Consider the following 19,378-nt stretch of genomic DNA (forward strand, 5'->3'; position numbering starts at 1 on the left):
AAAATATCGACCACCTTTGGTACTTTTTTGGTGCTATTTTACCATTTTTTTCCTAAAAATTCAAGAAATCACACTCCAAAATGATAAAAAATAAGAGGAAATTCCCCTTATTTCTTTATTATATCCATTACACCCACTCACCATTGGCATTTACTGTGTAACCATCGATAGTTGTGTTCACAGCCAATGCACCTGATGAATATGAGTAATACCATTTACCGCTAACTTGGTACCAACCTGTCTTCATAGCACCTGAGCCAGCAAGATAATACCAAGTACCACCTTGCTTGAGCCAACCTGTTTGCATAGCACCTGAATCATTGAGGTAATACCAGTTACCATCTAAAAGCTTCCAACCAGTCTGCATAGCACCTGAACCGTCAAGATAATACCATGTACCATTGTCTTTTATCCATCTAGTACCCATTTTACCTAAACTGTCAAAATGGTACCAACTACCATTTATAAATTTCCAGCCTGTCTGCATAGCACCTGAGCCGTTAAGATAGTACCAATTACCATCAACTTGTTTCCAACCAGTTCTCATCACACCAGTTTCATCCAAGTAATACCATGACCCATCTTTGACCCAACCAGTCTTCATTCCATCTTCTTTAGAGAAATAATACCAATCCAGTCCAATTTTCTTCCATCCAACATGACGATTTCCCTCATCATCAATGAAGAATTTTTTACCATCAATTAAAACAATACCTGGTTTAAGGACACCTTCCTCATCTAAGAAATAATGTTTTCCGTCTACTGTAATATCCCCTGTTAGACGAACACCTTCTTTTAGATAGTAAGTTTTATCATCAATTTTGATAAAGCCAGTTTTCTTATCACCATTTTCAACAAAATAGTAAACCTTATCAGCAACTTTTACAAAGCCTAGCTTTTTAACACCATCTTTTTCATCTAAATAGTATTGCTTATCACCTGCAGTCAATAGACCTTTTTTCATAGCTCCATCAGCTTCAAAGTAGTAATTCTTACCATCAATTTTTTGCCAGCCAGTAACTTTTTTACCGTCCTTGATATAGTAGACTTTTCCGTTCTCTGTTTTGAACTGACCTGCCGCTGCAGACTGATTTTGGTTAGTATTAGTTGTTGAATTTGAGCGATAGATATGGTAAAGTGTATCACCTTTTAATTCACCAGTAACATAAGTATAGTTGGCAATATCCAGACGACTGGTATCAGAAGCTGCAGAGCCTGTACGTGGATCTTTAATATCAACTGGAACATCACTACCAGGTTTATATTCTACAAAACGAACTTTTTTTACTGGAGAATTAGAATTTGTTGTTGAGCCATTATTATTGTTTGCACCAGTACCATTTTGGTTATTATTCCCATTAGCATTACTAGTGCTACCATTGTTTTGGTTGTTATCTCTATGGTATGGATTGGTCTGAGTACCAGAATTCGTAGTACCTGTTGTAGCAGTTGGCGCATACATATGATACATAATACCATCCTCTTCTCTACTAGAAGTATAGATATAATTTGCAATTTCAGGGTGATTCTCAATAGATGCAGCTGTCACAGCAGCACCTGTAAGTGCATCTTTAATATCTACAGGTCCACCATTTTTAAATGTTGCATAGTGGACTTCTTTAACCGTAGAAGTTGTTGTAGCCGTTGTTGCCCCTGTTTCGGCAGCTTGTGCTGGTTGAACTGAAGCCATAGCTAGCACTGAAGTAGCTAGTAAGATACCTGTTAGTGTTTTCTTCATGAGAAGAACCTCCTTTATTAAATGGTTAAATTTATATAGATTATATCTCTTTCCTATAATAAATGCAATAAAAAACATAAAAAGTGTAGAAATATTTAACAATAACAGAAAGAGAGCAGTTTGAACCACTCTCTTTGTTATTTTATACCCATTCACCGTTGGCATTTACATAGTAACCATCGACTGTAGTGCTTACTGCAAGGGCACCTGAACTATAAGCATAGTACCATTTACCACCAACTTGGAACCAGCCAGTTACCATAGCACCTGAGCCTTTGAGGTAGTACCATGAATCACCTACTTTAGCCCAACCTGTTTGCATAGCACCTGAGTTGTTTAGGTAGTACCAAGTACCACCATCTTGCAACCAGCCTGTTTGCATTTCGCCTGAACCATTTAGGTAGTACCAAGTGCTACCATCTTTAACCCACCATTTTTGCATGATGCCCTCAGCGTTAAAGTAATACCACTTACCACCATCTTGTAACCAGCCAACGTGACGTTTGCCTTCTTTATTTACATAAATCCAGTTACTATCAACTTTATTCCAGCCAGCTTTTGTATTAGATTCATCTGTTAAGAAATATGTTTTACCATCAACGGTAATTTCCCCAAACTTACGTTCACCTTCTTCAGTGACATAGTAATACTTATCACCAGCACCCTTGATAAGACCTGTCTTACGCTCACCTTCTGTAGTAATGTAATACCATTTTCCAGCACTATCTTTTACAATACCTGACTTGGTTGTACCGTCTTCAGCAAAGAAGTACCATTTAGCACCCACCTTATGCGCTCCAATTGTCACAACACCATCTTTGACAAAATAAGTTTTTCCATTTTCAGAGATAATCTCTGTCTTACGAGCTCCATCTGACACAAAATAATAGGTTTTTTCTCCTACTTTAATGAAACCAGTTTTCTTAACACCTTGTCCGTCTAGATAGTAACGTTCAGATGTGTTTTCAAGAACTCCGTGAGCCATAACACCTTCACTATCAAAATAGTAAGTTTTTCCATCAACATTAGCCCAACCTTTTACAGGATTTCCTTTATAGTAAAGATAACGATTACCAGCAGACACACGCCATTTTACATCTTTATCAGAAGTTTTATAGCCTTGAGTATTTAACTCACTGACAGACGCATCGGGATCATTTACAAAATCATCAATCTTTGTCCCTTTCTCAACGAATAAGTAGTATTTTCTTCCCCCTTCAACATAGGCACGTTGAAATTCAAATCCTTCAATTGTCGAATGTTTAGAGAGCGGCTGATTCCCATCTTCAAAAAATACTGTCTTACGTTCTTGTGAACGACCATTAATCACTGTGATCCACTCAGTTCTATAAACAACTTCTTCCGCACTTACTGGACGAGCTGTAATTGCAGAGTAACTGGTTAAAACTGCTGCACTTGCCATTGTCAAGCTAGCTACTGCTAGGGCTAAAGCTTTTTTATTTTTCATATGAGCATTCTCCATGTTTAAAATTTTAGGTAATAAACCTAGTTTTATTGTATCTTATTTTTTAAAAAAATTCTAAAAAAAAACTGAACTTTTTATGGAAAAAATAAAAAGCAGAAGAAATCTCCTGCTTTTTTGATTAAACTAAATTAGTTAACCCATTCACCGTTTCCGTTTACAGTGTATCCACCTACAGTAGTGTTAACTGCAAGGGCACCTGAAGCGTTAACGTAGTACCATTTACCAGCAACTTCAAACCATTGGCTAGCTTTCATAGCACCTGATGCTTCAAGGAAGTACCATTTGCCACCGTCTTGCAACCAACCAGTTTCCATAGCACCTGAACCATTTAGGTAGTACCAAGTGTTACCATCTTTAACCCACCATTTTTGCATTACGCCTTCAGCGTTAAAGAAGTACCATTTACCGTCGATTTGTTTCCAACCAGTAACTTGTTTGTTGTTGTCATAGTAGTGCCATCCGTTTTCACCTTGAACCCACTCAGTACGAACAACATTGTAGCTGTCAGTTTTTTCAATTTCAACTGATGCATTTACATACATATCATTATTTTCGTTACGTCCAACTGCATCTGCTGTAAATAGTGAAGATTTTGTTAGGCGCTCAGGTAAAAAGTAACCTTTTGGTACTGTCAAAATACGGTAAACCGCTACTCCACCCTCGTGTAATTCAAACTCAGCATCACCTGCTTCATTTGTCTTAGCACTTACAAGAGCTGGGGCATCTTTAACAGGTTTTCCACCTTGAGCATTCAAGAAATCTTCAGTAGTTTTATAAACTAATAGCTCAAATTCAACACCTGCAACTGGTGCACCTTGTTTATCTTTAACGTTGATACGTCCATGTGTTCCATTTGTGAATGGTACAACCTTTTGAACTTTACCATCTTTAAGATTAAATTGGCTATCATATGGATTAGATACTTTATCCTTGTATTGATTGTTAGGATTAATTACCAAATAAGTATAAGTAGAACCATCTTTATATTGAATAGATACTACTTTATCTCCATTTGCTAGAACTTGTTCAGAACGGTTAGTTTCCGTTGCTTTTTCCACTTGAGAAGGATCGTAAGTTTTCTCAACTTTTCTAACTGATGCTGCTTCTTCAGGTGTCAATTGTCTTTCAGCTGAAACAGCTTGTACAGCACCAAATGCTGCAAGAGCGACTGCGCTTGTCAATAAAACTTTTTTCATCGTTTTATCTCCTTTGTTTTTCTTTAAAAATTTTTTCGTAAGACTATCTTACTACCATACAGTATATAAATATTTGCAGGATTTGTCAAGGGTTTTCATCAACTTTTTACCTATTTTTTTCAAAAAAGGTGAAAAAACGTCTTTGTGAGATGAAATACCCTTCAAATACCGTATCTCCCAAGTGAAAATCTCACAAATTTCTTAAACCCTGAGTCAAACCTCACATATCTAATCCATATCGATAGTTGGATAGAACTCACTTCTATGGTATTATCCTATAACCCCTTCCAAATGTCAAGCAAAAATGACAAGTATTTTAGAAATAACTCGTCATTCCATTAACTTTCTACTATTTAAAATGTGACCTCATAGCAAGGACTCAAACTCAGTGACAGTCATGCCCAACTGCTGGCTGGCAACCTCAGAAGTCAGAAGACCTTGACGGACTAGATTTACTAAACCTACTTTTAATCCCTCTTCAATGCCTTCTTCGCGCCCTTTTTCAATACCCTCTGCACGGCCACGTTCAAGTCCACGCTCTAAACCTTGTTCAATACCTTCTGCTCGACCACGCTCAAGACCACGTTCAAGACCCTGTTCAACGCCTTCTGCACGGCCACGTTCAAGTCCTTGTTCAAGACCTTCAACCCTAGCAGTTTCCAAGGCATAGTCCTGTGCTAACAAGGCTTGTTCTTCACGCATACGTAGTTGACTAAACATTTTTCTGTCCTCCTCGGACCATCTCTTGTAGTCCAGCAGTTGGTCTGCCTGGCTGATGGCTCGCTCGGGTTGTTGGGTAAAGGGCTTGTTCCCGAAAAACTCCAACCACGGCTTGCGAACGCTATCTTTGCTGGTTTCTCTGTATTTTTAGGTCTTATTTATGATGGTCTTTCAATAATTCTTCAAACTCAGAGACAGTCATGCCCAATTGCTGACTGGCAACCTCTGCTGTTAAAAGATGCTGGCGAACAAGATTTGCTAACATAACAAAACCACCTTCCACCCTAGCAGTTTCCAAGGCATAGTCCTGTGCTAACAAGGCCTGTTCTTCTCGCATACGTAGTTGGCTAAACATCTTCCTGTCCTCCTCGGACCAGCTCTTGTAGTCCAGCAGTTGGTCTGCTTGGCTGATGGCTCGCTCGGGGTGCTGGGTAAAGGGTTTATTCCCGAAAAACTCCAACCACGACTTGCGAACCTTATCTTTGCTGGTTTCTCTGTATTTTAGGTCTTATTTATGATGGTCTTTCAATAGTGACTCAAACTCAGCAACTGACATACCTAATTGCTCACTCGCAACCTCAGGTGTTAGAAGACCTTGGCGGGCCATATCCAGAAAGGCAAAAAGTTTCCCTTCTTCCCTAGCTGTTTCCAAGGCATAGTCCTGTGCCAACAATGCCTGTTCTTCTCGCATACGTAGTTGACTAAACATTTTCCTGTCCTCCTCGGCCCAGCTCTTGTAGTCCAGCAGTTGGTCTGCTTGGCTGATGGCTCGCTCGGGTTGTTGGGTAAAGGGTTTGTTGCCGAAAAACTCCAACCACGGTTTGCGAACCTCGTCTTTACTGGTTTCTCTGTATTTGTTAGATCTTATTTATGATGGTCTTTCAATAATTCTTCAAACTCAGAGACAGTCATGCCCAATTGCTGACTGGCAACCTCTGCTGTTAAAAGATGCTGGCGAACAAGATTTGCTAACATAACAAAACCACCTTCCGCCCTAGCAGTTTCCAAGGCATAGTCCTGTGCTAACAAGGCCTGTTCTTCTCGCATACGTAGTTGACTAAACATTTTCCTGTCCTCCTCGGACCAGCTCTTGTAGTCTAGCAGTTGGTCTGCCTGGCTGATGGCTCGCTCGGGGTGCTGGGTAAAGGGTTTATTCCCGAAAAACTCCGACCATGGCTTGCGAACCTCGTCTTTGCTGGTTTCTCTGTATTTTTAGGTCTTATTTATGATGGTCTTTCAATAGCTCCTCAAACTCAGCAACAGTCATGCCCAATTGTTCACTCGCAACCTCCGAAGTCAGAAGACCTTGGCGGACCATATCCAGAAAGGCAAAAAGTTTCCCTTCTTCCCTTCCTTCAACTTTCCCACGCTCCAGTCCCTGTTCAATCCCTTCTGCACGACCACGTTCAAGACCACGTTCAAGACCACGTTCTAAGCCTTTTTCTTCAGCTTGTTCCAAGGCATAGTCCTGTGCCAACAAGGCTTGTTCTTCACGCATACGTAGTTGACTAAACATTTTCCTGTCCTCCTCGGACCAGCTCTTGTAGTCCAGCAGTTGATCTGCTTGGCTGATGGCTCGCTCGGGTTGTTGGGTAAAGGGCTTGTTCCCGAAAAACTCCAACCACGGTTTGCGAACCTCGTCTTTGCTGGTTTCCCTGTATTTTTTTAATTCCAAGAATGCCATCTTGACTAGATGGTTTTCCTGACCGTTACTTGTGATAGTTAATACCTCACCTGTCATATCCTCGCGCATACTAAAGCTATGGAAAGCCAAGTCATCTGAGAAGTAATTACTATCCACGATAGCGATAGCATATACTGGTGCGATGTGTTTGTAACTCTGGTGAGTATCACCTTCTCGTTGGCGAATTTTTTCGAGATTTTGATTGACCTGACTACATAAATAAGCCCACAGACGATTAATGAAAAAATTCTGATGATGAACTTGAATTTCAATGATTACTTGGGTTCCATTATCTAGCTCCGCCAAAACATCTATACTGGTATAGAAATCCTGTGCCGAGTAAGGTACGGAAGGCAAGACGTGAATGTTACTTCCCTCTAAAATGGTTACATTTTTAGCTGGCAAGTCCAACATATCGCGAATAAATTGACAAGTGATTTCTGGATTGCTAAAGATTTTCTTAGCAACCAAGTCATTAGTTGGGCTAATGCCCGGATGTCTTAGAATCATCCTTTTCCTCCTTTTATTATAGCACATTTTTAAATCTAGGTTTACTAGATTCACTGCTACTATCTATTTATTCGGAAAAGAAAAGAGAAAGTTATTAAAACTATTGTTTATTCTTAATTTTATCTGTACTAAAAGAGAGTTTGACACCTAATTTTTAAAATTAAAACACCCTGAATCCAGATACGGTTTGAATCAGCTTAACTTGTTCTTGATATTCTTGTTCGAGTTTCCGAATCATGGTTTCTAAGTCTTCTTTGCAGATGGCAAGAACATCATAGTGCTCCTTGATGATTCTGATTTTCTCACCTTGTTCAGCTGTTGCATCGTCCGCTATAGTAATTCCCAAATCTCGCATCTTATCCTTCATTCATCTTGGTAATCAACTTCTTAATGTTTGGTTTCTCATCTGGATTCTCAAAGATTCTCTGAATAATAACTTGAGTAAAAAATCATTCCTTAGTTCAACTAATCCACAATATATCTTTCCAATTACTTGGCAAACCAATCTTACTAGATAATATGATATTTGACTTTTTCATCAACTGTGCCTCTAAACTCATTAAAAAATCGTTCCAATCTTGAACAAAAGAATGTGAATGATGTTGTATAAGATTTTTCATAGCTAAAAGATAAGCAAATAAATCGTTATTATGGGTCTTTTTCTTTTTAGTCTCTGCATTCTTGTTTATTTGACGCAAATCAGCTGAGAAGAAACTTGGACTTGCTATTGTAAAATTTTGACCATATAGTCTTAAATGATGTGCTGTTCTATTTCTCATATACCATGTAGCTGAAACCCAGCCAAATAATTTACTCTGGATTTCTTCTCCATGAATTTTAGAATTTACCACACCAGTTGATAAAAATGTAGTATCTATCCAATACTCCCGGTACTCTTTTTTCAGTGCACTTATAAAACGAGTTGTTTCCCCAAAAGTCATCTCTTGAAAAAGAACCCAAATTGGGAATTTAGAACCTTTATTTTTGATATGATGCTGTATTGACAGACTTTGATTCTCTGATAAATGTTTTTCTATAATTGAAATAAATTCGTTATATAATTCAGAGTTTTCATAAATAGTTTCATCCAAGTAACACTCACCTTTTTGATATTTTCCATTATATTGCTGGCAAAGCGATTCAATAAAAGTTGATTTTATAAACTGCTCTAATCTACCAGAAAATATAAACAGAAACTGTGACAACCAGTTATTAAATTCATACAATGAAATCGCTGCTTGAAATTTTCCTTTATGAAGATTATCTGGAACCTGTTTAATAAAAGCAGAAAACGAATAGTAATTATGGCAACGTAAAAAATTTTTGGAATCTAGTTCCTCTTCAGGTGACATATCTAGCTTATCTGAAAGATAACTTACCAAATCTTCAAGAGGTAAAAATGCTTTCATTTCTCTCTTTAAATCTCTTGACAAAGAAATACTATTATCAGTTGTGTACATCATTAACCTTCTAAATTTATAAAAAAATGACTCCAGTTGCTATGAAACAGGGAGCAAAAGGAGTGCTTGTATCTAAATACTATACTATTCTATAAAAAAAGTCAAGTCAACTTGATATTTTTTCAATTTGTGTCTAATTGTTCACTCGTAAATTCGGAAGGCAAAGCATGTTGGCGTACTAAATCAATAAAGGCAAAGATTTATCCTTCAACTTTCCCGCGCTCCAGTCCTTGTTCGATACCTTCCACCCTAGCAGTTTCCAAGGCATAGTCCTGTGCTAACAAGGCTTGTTCTTCTCGCATACGTAGTTGGCTAAACATCTTCCTGTCCTCCTCGGACCAGCTCTGATAGTCCAGCAGTTGGTCTGCCTGGCTGATGGCTCGCTCGGGTTGTTGGGTAAAGGGCTTGTTCCCGAAAAACTCCAACCACGGCTTGCGAACGCTATCTTTGCTGGTTTCTCTGTATTTTCTTAATTCCAAGAACGCCATTACTGTGATGGTATTACAAAAGTGCTTCAAACTCCGCTACTGACATACCCAATTGTTCACTCGCGAATTCGGAAGTTAAAACATGTTGGCGTACTAAATCTAGAAAGGTAAAGATTTTCCCACGCTCTAAACCTTGTTCAATACCTTCTGCACGACCACGTTCTAAGCCCTTTTCCTCAGCTTGTTCCAAGGCATAGTCCTGTGCTAACAAGGCCTGTTCTTCTCGCATACGTAGTTGGCTAAACATCTTCCTGTCCTCCTCGGACCAGCTCTTGTAGTCCAGCAGTTGGTCTGCTTGGCTGATGGCTCGCTCGGGTTGTTGAGTAAAGGGCTTGTTCCCAAAAAACTCCAACCACGGCTTGCGAACCTCGTCTTTGCTGGTTTCTCTGTATTTCTTTAATTCCAAGAATGCCATCTTGACTAGATGGTTTTCTTGTCCATTGTTTGTGATGGTTAAGACTTCACCTGTCGTGTCTTCGCGCATACTGAAACTGTGGAAAGCTAGATCATCTTGGAAATAATTACTATCCACAATAGCTATTGCGTAAACAGGTGCGATGTGCTTGTAACTCTGGTGGGTATCACCTTCACGTTGGCGAATTTTTTCAAGATTTTGATTGACCTGACTGCACAAGTAAGCCCACAAACGATTGATGAAAAAATTCTGATGATGAACCTGAATTTCGATGATAACTTGCGTACCATTATCCAACTCCGCCAAAACATCTATACTTGTATAGAAATCCTGTGCCGAGTACGGTAAGTAAGGCAAGACGTGAATGTTGCTTCCCTCCAAAATGGTCACATTTTTTGCTGGCAAGTCCAACATATCGCGAATAAATTGACAAGTGATTTCTGGATTGCTAAAGATTTTCTTAGCAACCAAGTCATTGGTTGGGCTAATGCCCGGATGACGTAATGTCATATTCTTTCTCCTTTCATTATAGCACATTTTTAAATCTAGGTTTACTAGATTCACTGCTACTATCTATTTATTCGGAAAAGAGATAAAAAAACCTGAGAATTATCTCAGGCTTGGTCATTAAATTTTTTTCTCAATACCGAAAAGTGGAGAAAGTGGTCGTTTTTCATGAATACGTACGATAGCATCCCCTAGGAGATGAGCGATTGAAATCTGCTCAATCTTATCAATCAAACGCTCTTCTGGCAGATAGATGGTATCCAAAACAACCAATTTCTTAATAGCTGAATTTTGGATATTGTCCATAGCAGGACCAGAAAGCACTGGGTGCGTACAGCTTGCATAGACTTCAACAGCACCAGCTTCCGCAAGAGCATCTGCCGCATGACAAATCGTTCCAGCCGTATCAATCATATCATCAATCAAGATACAAGTCTTGCCTTCGACCTTACCGATGATGTTCATGACTTCACTGGTATTCATCTTATCAACACTACGACGTTTGTCAATGATAGCAATAGATGTTTTCAAAAATTCTGCCAACTTACGAGCACGAGTCACCCCTCCATGGTCTGGACTGACAACCACATAGTCAGAACCAACCATGCCACGACGCTCAAAATAATCCGCAATCAGAGGAGCTCCCATCAAATGATCCACAGGAATATCAAAGAATCCTTGAATCTGAGCAGCATGCAAGTCGATGGTCAATAAACGATACACTCCAGCTACTTCAAGCATATTTGCGACAAGTTTTGAAGTGATTGGCTCACGCGCTCTCGCCTTTCTATCCTGACGTGCATACCCATAGTAAGGCATGACAACATTGACAGATTCTGCACTGGCACGCTTCAAAGCATCCACCATAATCAAAATTTCAAGCAGATTGTCATTTACAGGCGAGCTAGTTGATTGTAGGATAAAGACGTGTTTCCCACGGATTGATTCTTCGATGTTGACCTGAATCTCTCCATCTGAAAATTGGCGAACACTTGATTTCCCCAACTCTATCCCAATCTCCTGCGCCACACGTTCTGCCAATTCTTTATTAGAAGAAAGGGCAAACAGCTTTAAATCAGAAAAAGACATGATTTCCTCCGGTATATATGTATCGCTTGTGCTTTTCACAAGATTTTTCCATCTACCATTGTAGCGCTTTTTACACTATTTTTCAATCAAAAATAAAAGAAGGGCACCATATTTGTACCCTTGTATCATTCTTTTGAAAAATATTCTAGTTCATCAACTCATCGTGCTTCTCAACAAAGCGATAAGCCTGATAAAAACCGTAAAGAGCAATAGCTGTAACTACTGGAATCGCTAATGGCAACTCTGTCTCCAATTCTACAAAAGGAGAGTTAAACAAGAAGTGAGTTCCCAAGGCTAAACCTAGGAAAATAATCCCCTGTTTCTTGCCAGCCTTCTGCCCTTTATAGGCTCTGTAAAGCAAGTAAACACCTACTACAGCCAGACCTGAAAAAGTCCAGTGAGAGGCAATCCCTGAGATGATACGCTCTAAAATCCTCGAAATAGTAAAATCAAATCCCTCTGGCAAATCCGTACGAATATAACCAATATCCTCAATCATTTGGAATCCCAAACCAGAAGCAATTCCAAGTAAAAACAAAGATTTTAATTTTCGCACAGGAATCAAAGCTAAAACAAAGACAAGTGGCAATAATTTAAGCGGTTCTTCTACCAAAGGAGCCACAATAGCACTTTCAAAGGCACTTAAAAATGCACTATCTGGGAAAAGAATACCCAGCAAATCATGGATATAGGTATTAGCAAAACTAGATAGCCAGCCTGAAAGGAACATCCCACCCAATAAAGACAAAATCAAGGCCTTCTTTGGTAATTCCCATTTTTTCCCAATACGGAAAAGGAAATAAAGAGCCGGAATCATGTAAAAGAGAGCTAGAAAGATAGAAACTCCCATGAGTCCATATTCCGCACCTGACATCGAACCGTCCGTATAGTAGATAGTTTCATACTGCAAACCAATACATAGCAATAAAATAAAAATAAATAAAATACTGTTTTTCTTCATACACTTTCTTTCTAAATGAATTTTTTACAATTCTACGACCGTCATACTTCCTGTATCTACATCATAAATGGCACCAGAGATAATGACATCGTCTGGTATTAGGGGAGACTCGATAAGCAATTGCATGTCCTCACGTACACTCTCCTCTATATCTTGGAAGGGCAAAAAATCCTGATCTGACACATCGACACCTAGTTCCTCTTTCAGATACTCCTGAAAAGGACCATTTTCAAAGGTCTGAGCACCACAGTCTGTATGGTGCAGCACCACAATCTCTCTTGTCCCCATTTGTTGCTGGGAAATAACCAACGAACGAATCATGTCTTCAGTCACTCGACCACCTGCATTCCGCAAGATATGAGCATCCCCAAGTGCCAAACCTAGAGCTTGTGCAACGTGCAGACGTGAGTCCATACAGGTCACAATGGCTACTCTGGTTTTGGGTTTAAGTGGCAAATTTAACTGCCCATGTAGGGCAACATAAGCCTGATTGGCTTGCATAAACTGTTCAAAATACGACACGATTCCCTCCTCGAAAATTTGATAGTCAAATATTTCTCCTATCTTATCATTTTTAAGAGGATTTGTCACAGATTAAGCAAAAACCTTTTTCAAAACTTCCTGAATCGTTGTCACCCCAATGACCTGAATTTCCTTGGGCGGAGTGATTCCTGTCAAGGAATTCTTAGGTACATAAATCTTAGTAAATCCCAGTTTAGCAGCTTCGTTGATGCGCTGCTCGATACGATTCACGCGCCGAATTTCTCCAGTCAAACCTAATTCTCCTACAAAACATTCCTGAGGATTAGTTGGCTTGTCCTTGTAGCTCGAAGCAATGGCAACAGCAACGGCTAAGTCAATGGCAGGTTCATCCAATTTGACACCGCCAGCAGATTTGAGGTAGGCATCCTGATTTTGCAAGAGAAGCCCTGCCCGTTTTTCTAAAACAGCCATAATCAAGCTAGCACGGTTAAAATCAAGTCCTGTCGTCGTACGCTTGGCATTTCCAAACATGGTCGGTGTCACCAAGGCCTGAACCTCCGCCAAAATCGGACGAGTCCCTTCCATGGTCACAACGATTGACGAGCCCGTAGCACCGTCTAAACGCTCTTCTAAGAAAACTTGACTCGGATTGAGGACCTCAACCAATCCACCCGACTGCATCTCAAAAATCCCAATTTCATTAGTGGAGCCAAAACGGTTTTTGACCGCTCTCAAAATACGAAAGGTGTGGTGACGCTCCCCTTCAAAGTAAAGCACTGTATCCACCATATGCTCCAACATACGAGGACCAGCCAAGGTTCCTTCCTTGGTCACATGACCTACGATAAAGATGGCAATGTTATTTGTTTTGGCCAGTTGCATAAGTTCAGCCGTCACCTCACGCACCTGAGAAACAGACCCCTGCACCCCTGAAATCTCAGGAGACATAATGGTCTGGATGGAGTCGATGATAAGAAAATCTGGTTGGATGCGCTCCACCTCAGCTCGAACACTCTGCATATTGGTCTCTGCATAGAGATAAAACTCACTATCAATATCTCCCAAGCGCTCTGCTCGTAGCTTGATTTGCTGAGCAGACTCCTCCCCACTAACGTAGAGAACTGTCCCCACTTGGGACAACTGGGTTGAGACTTGTAGGAGAAGGGTTGATTTCCCGATTCCAGGATCCCCACCGATGAGGACGAGACTTCCCGGTACCACTCCGCCTCCAAGTACACGGTTGAATTCCTCCATCTCCGTCTTGGTTCGATTGACGTTGATAGAAGTCACCTCAGCCAGTTTCATGGGCTTGGTTTTCTCACCTGTCAAGGACACACGCGCATTCTTGACCTCGGCAACCTCAACCTCTTCTACAAAAGAAGACCAAGACCCACAGTTGGGGCAACGTCCCAGATATTTAGGGGAATTATACCCACAATTTTGACATACAAATGTCGCTTTTTTCTTTGCGATGATAAACCTCTTTCTATATCTCTAACTCACACTCAATTACTTGGCAAAAATCAATCTTCTCATTTGGCACAAACTGACGCATGAGCATGTTGTGAGTTACCACTATCACGGTCTGGTAATCTCGATACTTAGCCATGCATTCTAGAAAACGAGACTTCATCTCCGTAGTTGTCTCATATTGAATAGGACTATTAGGAAGTAACTCCCCCTTATTTTCTAGAAACATAGTACGAGCTTTTTCAAAATTATCTGTGCCACTTTCATAGACCTGCCATTCATGCAATAATGGATCCACTCTCAAAGGAAGTCCAGTAACACAAGCCACATAAGAAGCCGTTTCTAAAGCTCTTGTGACTGCAGAAGATATGATTATTTCAACTGAAGGGAGTAAAGGATTGGTGCTCAATTTCTGGGCTTGCTGCCGTCCCTTCTCAGACAAGGGCGCCAAATCTATCCCAAATCCCGTATAAGAACGCTCCTCTAACTCACGATAATCTGGCTCCCCGTGACGTACAAAGATAATCTTCATTCTAGTGCCCTGTTGAACCAAATCCACCAGTTCGAACGCCATCAGCCGCATCTCCATCTGCGATTAAGAAAGGCGCAAAGACAGCCTGGACCACACGTTCCCCAACTTCAAGAATCACTTCTTGATCTGTGATATTCTTCATCTGAGCAAAAATATGCCCTTCATTCCCAGGATTTCCATAATAATCCCCATCAATGACACCCACAGAGTTAATCAAGACCAAGCCCTTCTTACGAGGATTTGAAGAGCGATCATAAAGGTATAGAACCTCAGTCGGTTGCATATAAGCCTTAACCCCTGTCGGAACCAATACAATTTCTCCTGGAGCGATAACTGTACGCACAGCAACCTTTAAGTCGTAACCAGCCGCATGCGCTGTCTCGCGCTTGGGCAATAAATTTTCATCTGTAAAACTAGAAACCAATTCAAAACCACGAATTTTCATCATCTTCTCTTTTCTATTATCATTTATTCTAGATTATTCTATCTTATTTATTCGGAAAAAGCACGAAAAAAAGAGCACACAATTCAAATCGCTTAGGGCTGCTGGATTCCTCCCCTGACCCGCTTCACGCAGAACTGTTGCTCCACTATCTATTATATCACATTCCTATTTATTTTAAAAGCAAAATTATTTTTTCCGTCTATTTTTAAAAAAGTCCTGCATAATAGCTGCGCATTCATCTTCCAAAATTCCCGTTTCAACCTCCACACGATGATTGAGACGCTCATCTATCAAGATATCGTACAAACTCCCAGCAGCGCCAAATTTCTGGTTTTTAGCTCCATAGACCACGTTTGGAATACGGGCGAGTCCAATCGCCCCACTACACATGACACACGGCTCAATGGTCACAAAAAGCGTGCAATCCAGCAAGCGCCAGCTCTCCTCACTCAGATTCGCATTCTCTATAGCCATAATCTCCGCATGCATAACCGCTCGCTGCAATTCCTCACGCGCATTATGCCCACGACCAATGATTTCGCCATCTTTCACAATCACACAACCAATTGGAATTTCATCGTGTTCAAGAGCAATCTCAGCTTCTTTCAAGGCCTCTCTCATGAAGACTTCTTTTTCTTCAACTGTATAATTCATCCGTTTCTCTTTTCCTACTTATCGATTTTATTATTATATCATGAATCTCAACACAAAAAAAGCCACCGAATGCGGTGACTTTATAGGGAGATTATTATGAAAAAGAAAAGTTTAGGATATTTGTTACAACAAGTTAGGAGGTCTTCTTGTAACTGTCTATAGTATACCCGACCTATCTTAAACAAATCTTAAAAATCTCTTAGGACCAAACACTTTCTAAAATATTTGTTTGTTCACGACCAGGACCCACTGAGAAAGTAGAAATACGAACGCCAACTAATTCACTCACACGACGAACATAGTTACGCGCATTCTCAGGAAGATCTTCCAAATTACGAACTCCAGTGATATCTTCTGACCAACCTGGCAACTCTTCATAGATAGGTTTGCAACGTTTCAATTGCTCAAGACTAGCTGGATAGTAGTCAATACGTTGACCGTCAAGATCATAGGCCACACAGATTTTCACTGTATCTAAACCACTCAAAACATCGATAGAGTTCAATGAAAGATTAGTAATACCAGAAACACGACGACTATGGCGCATCACAACTGAATCAAACCATCCCACACGACGTGGACGACCAGTTGTTGTACCATATTCATGACCGACTTCACGGATACGTTCTCCCACTTCATCAAATAATTCAGTTGGGAAAGGACCATCTCCTACACGACTCGTATAGGCTTTACATACACCAACAACCTTGTCAATCTTGCTTGGACCGACACCAGAACCAATTGTCACACCACCAGCTACAGGGTTTGATGACGTAACAAATGGATACGTACCTTGGTCAATATCTAGCATAACACCTTGTGCACCTTCAAAAAGTACACGTTTACCATTATCAAGCGCATCATTCAAGATAACAGATGTGTCTGTCACATACTTCTTGATTTGTTGACCATATTCGTAATATTCTTCAAAAATATCATCGAAAGCAATGGCTTTACTGTCATACAATTTTTCAAAAAGACGATTCTTTTCAGCAAGGTTACGTTCTAAACGCTCACGGAAAATGTCTTTATCCAAAAGATCTGCAATACGAATCCCAACACGAGCAGCCTTGTCCATATAAGCTGGACCAATTCCCTTGATTGTAGTCCCAATCTTATTGTCGCCCTTAGCTTCTTCTTGCAAACGGTCTAACTCGATATGATAAGGTAAAATAACATGCGCGCGATCAGAAATACGCAAGTTATCAGTTGTCACACCTTCCTCATGAAGATAGCTCAACTCTTTTACAAGAGATTTAGGATTTACAACCATTCCGTTTCCAATAACAGAGATTTTTTCAGGGAAGAAAATCCCAGATGGAATCAAGTGCAATTTAAATTTCTTACCATCAATCACAATCGTGTGACCTGCATTATCACCACCTTGGTAACGTGCAATCACTTCTGCATTCGCTGAAAGGAAGTCTGTAATCTTCCCTTTACCTTCATCACCCCATTGGGTACCTACAACAACAACTGAAGTCATAATCTTGTCTGAGCCCTCAGGCTCTTCCTTTCTCACATACATGGCAGGAATCTCACCCGCAATTATATCTTACAATTTATTATAAGAAAAAATCGCCTTTTTATCAAGAAGAAACAATAGAAAGATTTGCTATTTCCAACTATTAAAAAATGTTTTAGAAAAAATTCCGGCTATTTATCATTATTTTCCCACAAAAAGTTGAATTTGTTCGGAAATTAACTCATACTGTCTCAACAAGCAACAAAACCTTGTTTCATTATCAATTTTTCAAGATACAAACGATAAGCAACACGATAATGGTAAACAATAAAATCCCTACGACACCCAATACCATATCTCACTAAATAATAAATCAAAAATTTAAAATGAAAATGTTCCCAGTCAAAATTATCACCAAATACAGTACCATACTCTTCTTCAATATTTCTATAAAAATCTGCCATCTGCTCATAAATACTTTTTAGCATAAATATATACTCCTTTTCTTTTTTATAAACTTATTCTAACAAAAAATTTTAAACAGTTATTAACAATTCCTGAATTGTTAAAATACCAACCTCAACAAGATAAAAAATAGGAAAAGTTGACAGAATAGAAACAAATTTACTACCTGAATTTCAAAAGATTAAAGTCCTAAAAAGACCGCCTTAAAACTTTTGGGTAAACCCTATTATAACTATAATGTTTTTATATAGGTATTATGGATCTGATTTTGTAGTATAAAAAAATTCAAACCATAATTCTTCTTAGAAAACGTCGTTTTAAGTGCTATCATTGCTCGAAAATGATGGTGGCTGAGACTTCTATCGTCAAGAAGAATCACCAAATTTCTCGTATTATCAACCAAAAAATTGCTCAGAAGCTGATTGAAAAAACTTCTATGACCGATATTGCTCATCAGCTGTCTATTTCAACTTCAACTGTTATTCGCAAGCTCAATGACTTCCGGTTTAAGCATGATTTTTCTTACCTCCCTGAGATTATGTCCTGGGACGAGTACTCCTTTACCAAGGGAAAGATGAGCTTTATTGCGCAAGATTTTAAAAAACTCAACATCATCGCTGTTCTTGAGGGAAGAACACAAGCCATCATTCGAAATCACTTTCTTCGATACGATAGAGCTATTCGTTGTCAGGTAAAAATCATTACTATGGATATGTTTAGTCCCTACTATGACTTGGCTAAACAGCTTTTTCCGTGTGCCAAAATCGTTCTAGATCGCTTCCACATTGTACAACATCTAAGCCGTGCTATGAGTCGTGTGCGTATCCAAATCATGAATCAATTGGATCGAAAGTCTCATGAATACAAGGCTATCAAGCGTTACTGAAAGCTCATTCAACAAGATAGTCGTAAACTCAGTGAGAAACGTTTTTATCGCCCTACTTTTCGTATGCACTTAACAAATAAAGAGATTCTTGACAAGCTTTTGAGCTATTCAGAAGACTTAAAACACCACTATAATCTCTATCAACTCTTACTTTTTCACTTTCAGAATAAGGATGCTGACAAATTTTTCGGACTCATTGAGGACAATCTAAAGCAGGTTCATCCTCTTTTTCAGACTGTCTTTAAAACCTTTCTCAAGGACAAAGAGAAAATCGTCAATGCCCTTCAATTCCCCTATTCAAACACTAAACTGGAAGCGACCAATAATCTCATCAAACTTATCAAACGAAATGCCTTTGGTTTTCGGAACTTTGAAAACTTCAAACAACGGATTTTTATCGCTCTGAACATCAAAAAAGAAAGGACGAAATTTGTCCTTTCTCGAGCTTAGCTTTTCTTCAACTCACTACAGTTGACAAAGAGGTAAAAAAAAGAGGTCTTGACCTCTTTTAATTATCTACTCCGCCAGTAGGACTCGAACCTACGACATCATGATTAACAGTCATGCGCTACTACCAACTGAGCTATGGCGGAATAAAGCTAAGCGACTTCCATATCTCACAGGGGGCAACCCCCAACTACTTCCGGCGTTCTAGGGCTTAACTTCTGTGTTCGGCATGGGTACAGGTGTATCTCCTAGGCTATCGTCACTTAACTCTGAGTAA

The 19,378-nt window shown here is 39.6% G+C and carries 15 protein-coding genes, 1 tRNA gene, 1 rRNA gene, 1 other RNA gene and 7 pseudogenes; 1 reads left to right on the forward strand and 24 read right to left on the reverse strand.

Annotated elements, in window-relative coordinates; all coding sequences use genetic code 11:
- Positions 1–127: 127 nt before the first annotated feature.
- The 22 genes and pseudogenes from OVN23_RS10355 to comW all read right to left on the reverse strand — a co-directional run bounded on the left by OVN23_RS10355 (position 128) and on the right by comW (position 17,791).
- Positions 128–1,738 (reverse strand): PspC family transcriptional regulator, encoded by a 1,611-nt coding sequence (locus OVN23_RS10355; protein ID WP_319946289.1) that lies wholly within the window; start codon positions 1,736–1,738, stop codon positions 128–130.
- Between the two features lie 142 nt (positions 1,739–1,880).
- Complete coding sequence (locus tag OVN23_RS07875) at positions 1,881–3,206, reverse strand: nucleoside triphosphate hydrolase (protein WP_267240929.1); 1,326 nt, start codon at positions 3,204–3,206, stop codon at positions 1,881–1,883.
- Between the two features lie 146 nt (positions 3,207–3,352).
- On the reverse strand, positions 3,353–4,420 hold the full coding sequence (locus OVN23_RS10425; RefSeq protein ID WP_413777635.1) for an N-acetylmuramoyl-L-alanine amidase family protein: 1,068 nt from the start codon (positions 4,418–4,420) through the stop codon (positions 3,353–3,355).
- A 366-nt stretch (positions 4,421–4,786) separates the two neighbouring features.
- Positions 4,787–5,287, reverse strand: a pseudogene (locus OVN23_RS07885) (hypothetical protein); the annotation flags it as partial.
- Between the two features lie 7 nt (positions 5,288–5,294).
- A pseudogene (locus OVN23_RS07890) lies at positions 5,295–5,642 on the reverse strand (hypothetical protein); the annotation flags it as partial.
- Positions 5,643–5,648: 6 nt separating this feature from the next.
- Positions 5,649–5,996: pseudogene (locus OVN23_RS07895) on the reverse strand (hypothetical protein); the annotation flags it as partial.
- 8 nt (positions 5,997–6,004) lie between these two features.
- Positions 6,005–6,352: pseudogene (locus OVN23_RS07900) on the reverse strand (hypothetical protein); the annotation flags it as partial.
- 7 nt (positions 6,353–6,359) lie between these two features.
- Positions 6,360–7,334, reverse strand: a complete 975-nt coding sequence (locus tag OVN23_RS07905; RefSeq protein WP_267240930.1) for an Rpn family recombination-promoting nuclease/putative transposase — start codon at positions 7,332–7,334, stop codon at positions 6,360–6,362.
- A 169-nt stretch (positions 7,335–7,503) separates the two neighbouring features.
- Positions 7,504–7,774 (reverse strand): annotated as a pseudogene (locus OVN23_RS07910) (IS110 family transposase); the annotation flags it as partial.
- 21 nt (positions 7,775–7,795) lie between these two features.
- Positions 7,796–8,794: an Abi family protein gene (locus tag OVN23_RS07915; protein WP_267240933.1), complete on the reverse strand. Its 999-nt coding sequence runs from the start codon at positions 8,792–8,794 to the stop codon at positions 7,796–7,798.
- 122 nt (positions 8,795–8,916) lie between these two features.
- Positions 8,917–9,297: pseudogene (locus tag OVN23_RS07920) on the reverse strand (hypothetical protein); the annotation flags it as partial.
- Positions 9,296–10,207: an Rpn family recombination-promoting nuclease/putative transposase gene (locus OVN23_RS07925; RefSeq protein WP_267240934.1), complete on the reverse strand. Its 912-nt coding sequence runs from the start codon at positions 10,205–10,207 to the stop codon at positions 9,296–9,298. The gene OVN23_RS07925 and the pseudogene OVN23_RS07920, both read right to left, overlap by 2 nt.
- A 117-nt stretch (positions 10,208–10,324) precedes the next feature.
- Positions 10,325–11,293, reverse strand: a complete 969-nt coding sequence (locus OVN23_RS07930; protein ID WP_267240935.1) for a ribose-phosphate diphosphokinase — start codon at positions 11,291–11,293, stop codon at positions 10,325–10,327.
- A gap of 145 nt (positions 11,294–11,438) precedes the next feature.
- A complete protein-coding gene (locus tag OVN23_RS07935; RefSeq protein WP_267240936.1) occupies positions 11,439–12,254 on the reverse strand; it encodes a PrsW family intramembrane metalloprotease in 816 nt (271 codons plus the stop codon).
- Positions 12,255–12,278: 24 nt separating this feature from the next.
- Positions 12,279–12,776 carry a beta-class carbonic anhydrase gene (locus tag OVN23_RS07940; RefSeq protein ID WP_004237611.1) on the reverse strand — a complete coding sequence of 166 codons (498 nt, stop codon included), beginning with the start codon at positions 12,774–12,776 and terminating at the stop codon, positions 12,279–12,281.
- A 72-nt stretch (positions 12,777–12,848) separates the two neighbouring features.
- Positions 12,849–14,210 carry a DNA repair protein RadA gene (gene radA / locus OVN23_RS07945; RefSeq protein WP_077804517.1) on the reverse strand — a complete coding sequence of 454 codons (1,362 nt, stop codon included), beginning with the start codon at positions 14,208–14,210 and terminating at the stop codon, positions 12,849–12,851.
- Between the two features lie 13 nt (positions 14,211–14,223).
- Complete coding sequence (locus OVN23_RS07950; RefSeq protein ID WP_267240938.1) at positions 14,224–14,781, reverse strand: histidine phosphatase family protein; 558 nt, start codon at positions 14,779–14,781, stop codon at positions 14,224–14,226.
- Entirely contained in the window at positions 14,741–15,184 is a 444-nt protein-coding gene (locus OVN23_RS07955) for a dUTP diphosphatase (RefSeq protein WP_000701983.1), read from the reverse strand. Before OVN23_RS07955 ends, OVN23_RS07950 begins: the two co-directional genes overlap by 41 nt.
- A 56-nt stretch (positions 15,185–15,240) precedes the next feature.
- An RNA gene (gene ffs, locus OVN23_RS07960) (signal recognition particle sRNA small type) lies at positions 15,241–15,338 on the reverse strand.
- 32 nt (positions 15,339–15,370) lie between these two features.
- Positions 15,371–15,838 carry a tRNA adenosine(34) deaminase TadA gene (tadA, locus tag OVN23_RS07965; RefSeq protein ID WP_267240939.1) on the reverse strand — a complete coding sequence of 156 codons (468 nt, stop codon included), beginning with the start codon at positions 15,836–15,838 and terminating at the stop codon, positions 15,371–15,373.
- 199 nt (positions 15,839–16,037) lie between these two features.
- Entirely contained in the window at positions 16,038–17,324 is a 1,287-nt protein-coding gene (locus tag OVN23_RS07970) for an adenylosuccinate synthase (RefSeq protein WP_001832534.1), read from the reverse strand.
- Positions 17,325–17,554: 230 nt separating this feature from the next.
- Positions 17,555–17,791: a sigma(X)-activator ComW gene (gene comW, locus OVN23_RS07975; protein WP_173213476.1), complete on the reverse strand. Its 237-nt coding sequence runs from the start codon at positions 17,789–17,791 to the stop codon at positions 17,555–17,557.
- Positions 17,792–18,057: 266 nt separating this feature from the next.
- Here comW and OVN23_RS07980 point away from each other — a divergent pair.
- Positions 18,058–19,104 (forward strand): annotated as a pseudogene (locus OVN23_RS07980) (ISL3 family transposase); the annotation flags it as partial.
- A gap of 69 nt (positions 19,105–19,173) precedes the next feature.
- Here the strand turns inward: OVN23_RS07980 and OVN23_RS07985 are convergent.
- Positions 19,174–19,247 (reverse strand) — tRNA-Asn (locus OVN23_RS07985).
- 5 nt (positions 19,248–19,252) lie between these two features.
- Positions 19,253–19,368: ribosomal RNA gene (gene rrf, locus OVN23_RS07990) — 5S ribosomal RNA — on the reverse strand.
- Positions 19,369–19,378 lie beyond the last annotated feature (10 nt).

Source organism: Streptococcus sp. Marseille-Q6488 (assembly GCF_946902925.1).
GTDB lineage: Bacteria > Bacillota > Bacilli > Lactobacillales > Streptococcaceae > Streptococcus.

Excerpts from the sequence above, each read along its gene's own strand:
- OVN23_RS07915 (WP_267240933.1), bottom strand. The coding sequence starts at position 8,794 with ATGTACACAACTGATAATAGTATTTCTTTGTCAAGAGATTTAAAGAGA.
- OVN23_RS10355 (WP_319946289.1), bottom strand. The coding sequence starts at position 1,738 with ATGAAGAAAACACTAACAGGTATCTTACTAGCTACTTCAGTGCTAGCT.
- tadA (WP_267240939.1), bottom strand. The coding sequence starts at position 15,838 with ATGAATTATACAGTTGAAGAAAAAGAAGTCTTCATGAGAGAGGCCTTG.
- OVN23_RS07905 (WP_267240930.1), bottom strand. The coding sequence starts at position 7,334 with ATGATTCTAAGACATCCGGGCATTAGCCCAACTAATGACTTGGTTGCT.
- OVN23_RS07935 (WP_267240936.1), bottom strand. The coding sequence starts at position 12,254 with ATGAAGAAAAACAGTATTTTATTTATTTTTATTTTATTGCTATGTATT.
- OVN23_RS07875 (WP_267240929.1), bottom strand. The coding sequence starts at position 3,206 with ATGAAAAATAAAAAAGCTTTAGCCCTAGCAGTAGCTAGCTTGACAATG.
- OVN23_RS07955 (WP_000701983.1), bottom strand. The coding sequence starts at position 15,184 with ATGAAAATTCGTGGTTTTGAATTGGTTTCTAGTTTTACAGATGAAAAT.
- OVN23_RS07930 (WP_267240935.1), bottom strand. The coding sequence starts at position 11,293 with ATGTCTTTTTCTGATTTAAAGCTGTTTGCCCTTTCTTCTAATAAAGAA.
- OVN23_RS07925 (WP_267240934.1), bottom strand. The coding sequence starts at position 10,207 with ATGACATTACGTCATCCGGGCATTAGCCCAACCAATGACTTGGTTGCT.
- OVN23_RS07950 (WP_267240938.1), bottom strand. The coding sequence starts at position 14,781 with ATGGCGTTCGAACTGGTGGATTTGGTTCAACAGGGCACTAGAATGAAG.
- OVN23_RS07970 (WP_001832534.1), bottom strand. The coding sequence starts at position 17,324 with ATGACTTCAGTTGTTGTTGTAGGTACCCAATGGGGTGATGAAGGTAAA.
- OVN23_RS10425 (WP_413777635.1), bottom strand. The coding sequence starts at position 4,420 with ATGAAAAAAGTTTTATTGACAAGCGCAGTCGCTCTTGCAGCATTTGGT.
- comW (WP_173213476.1), bottom strand. The coding sequence starts at position 17,791 with ATGCTAAAAAGTATTTATGAGCAGATGGCAGATTTTTATAGAAATATT.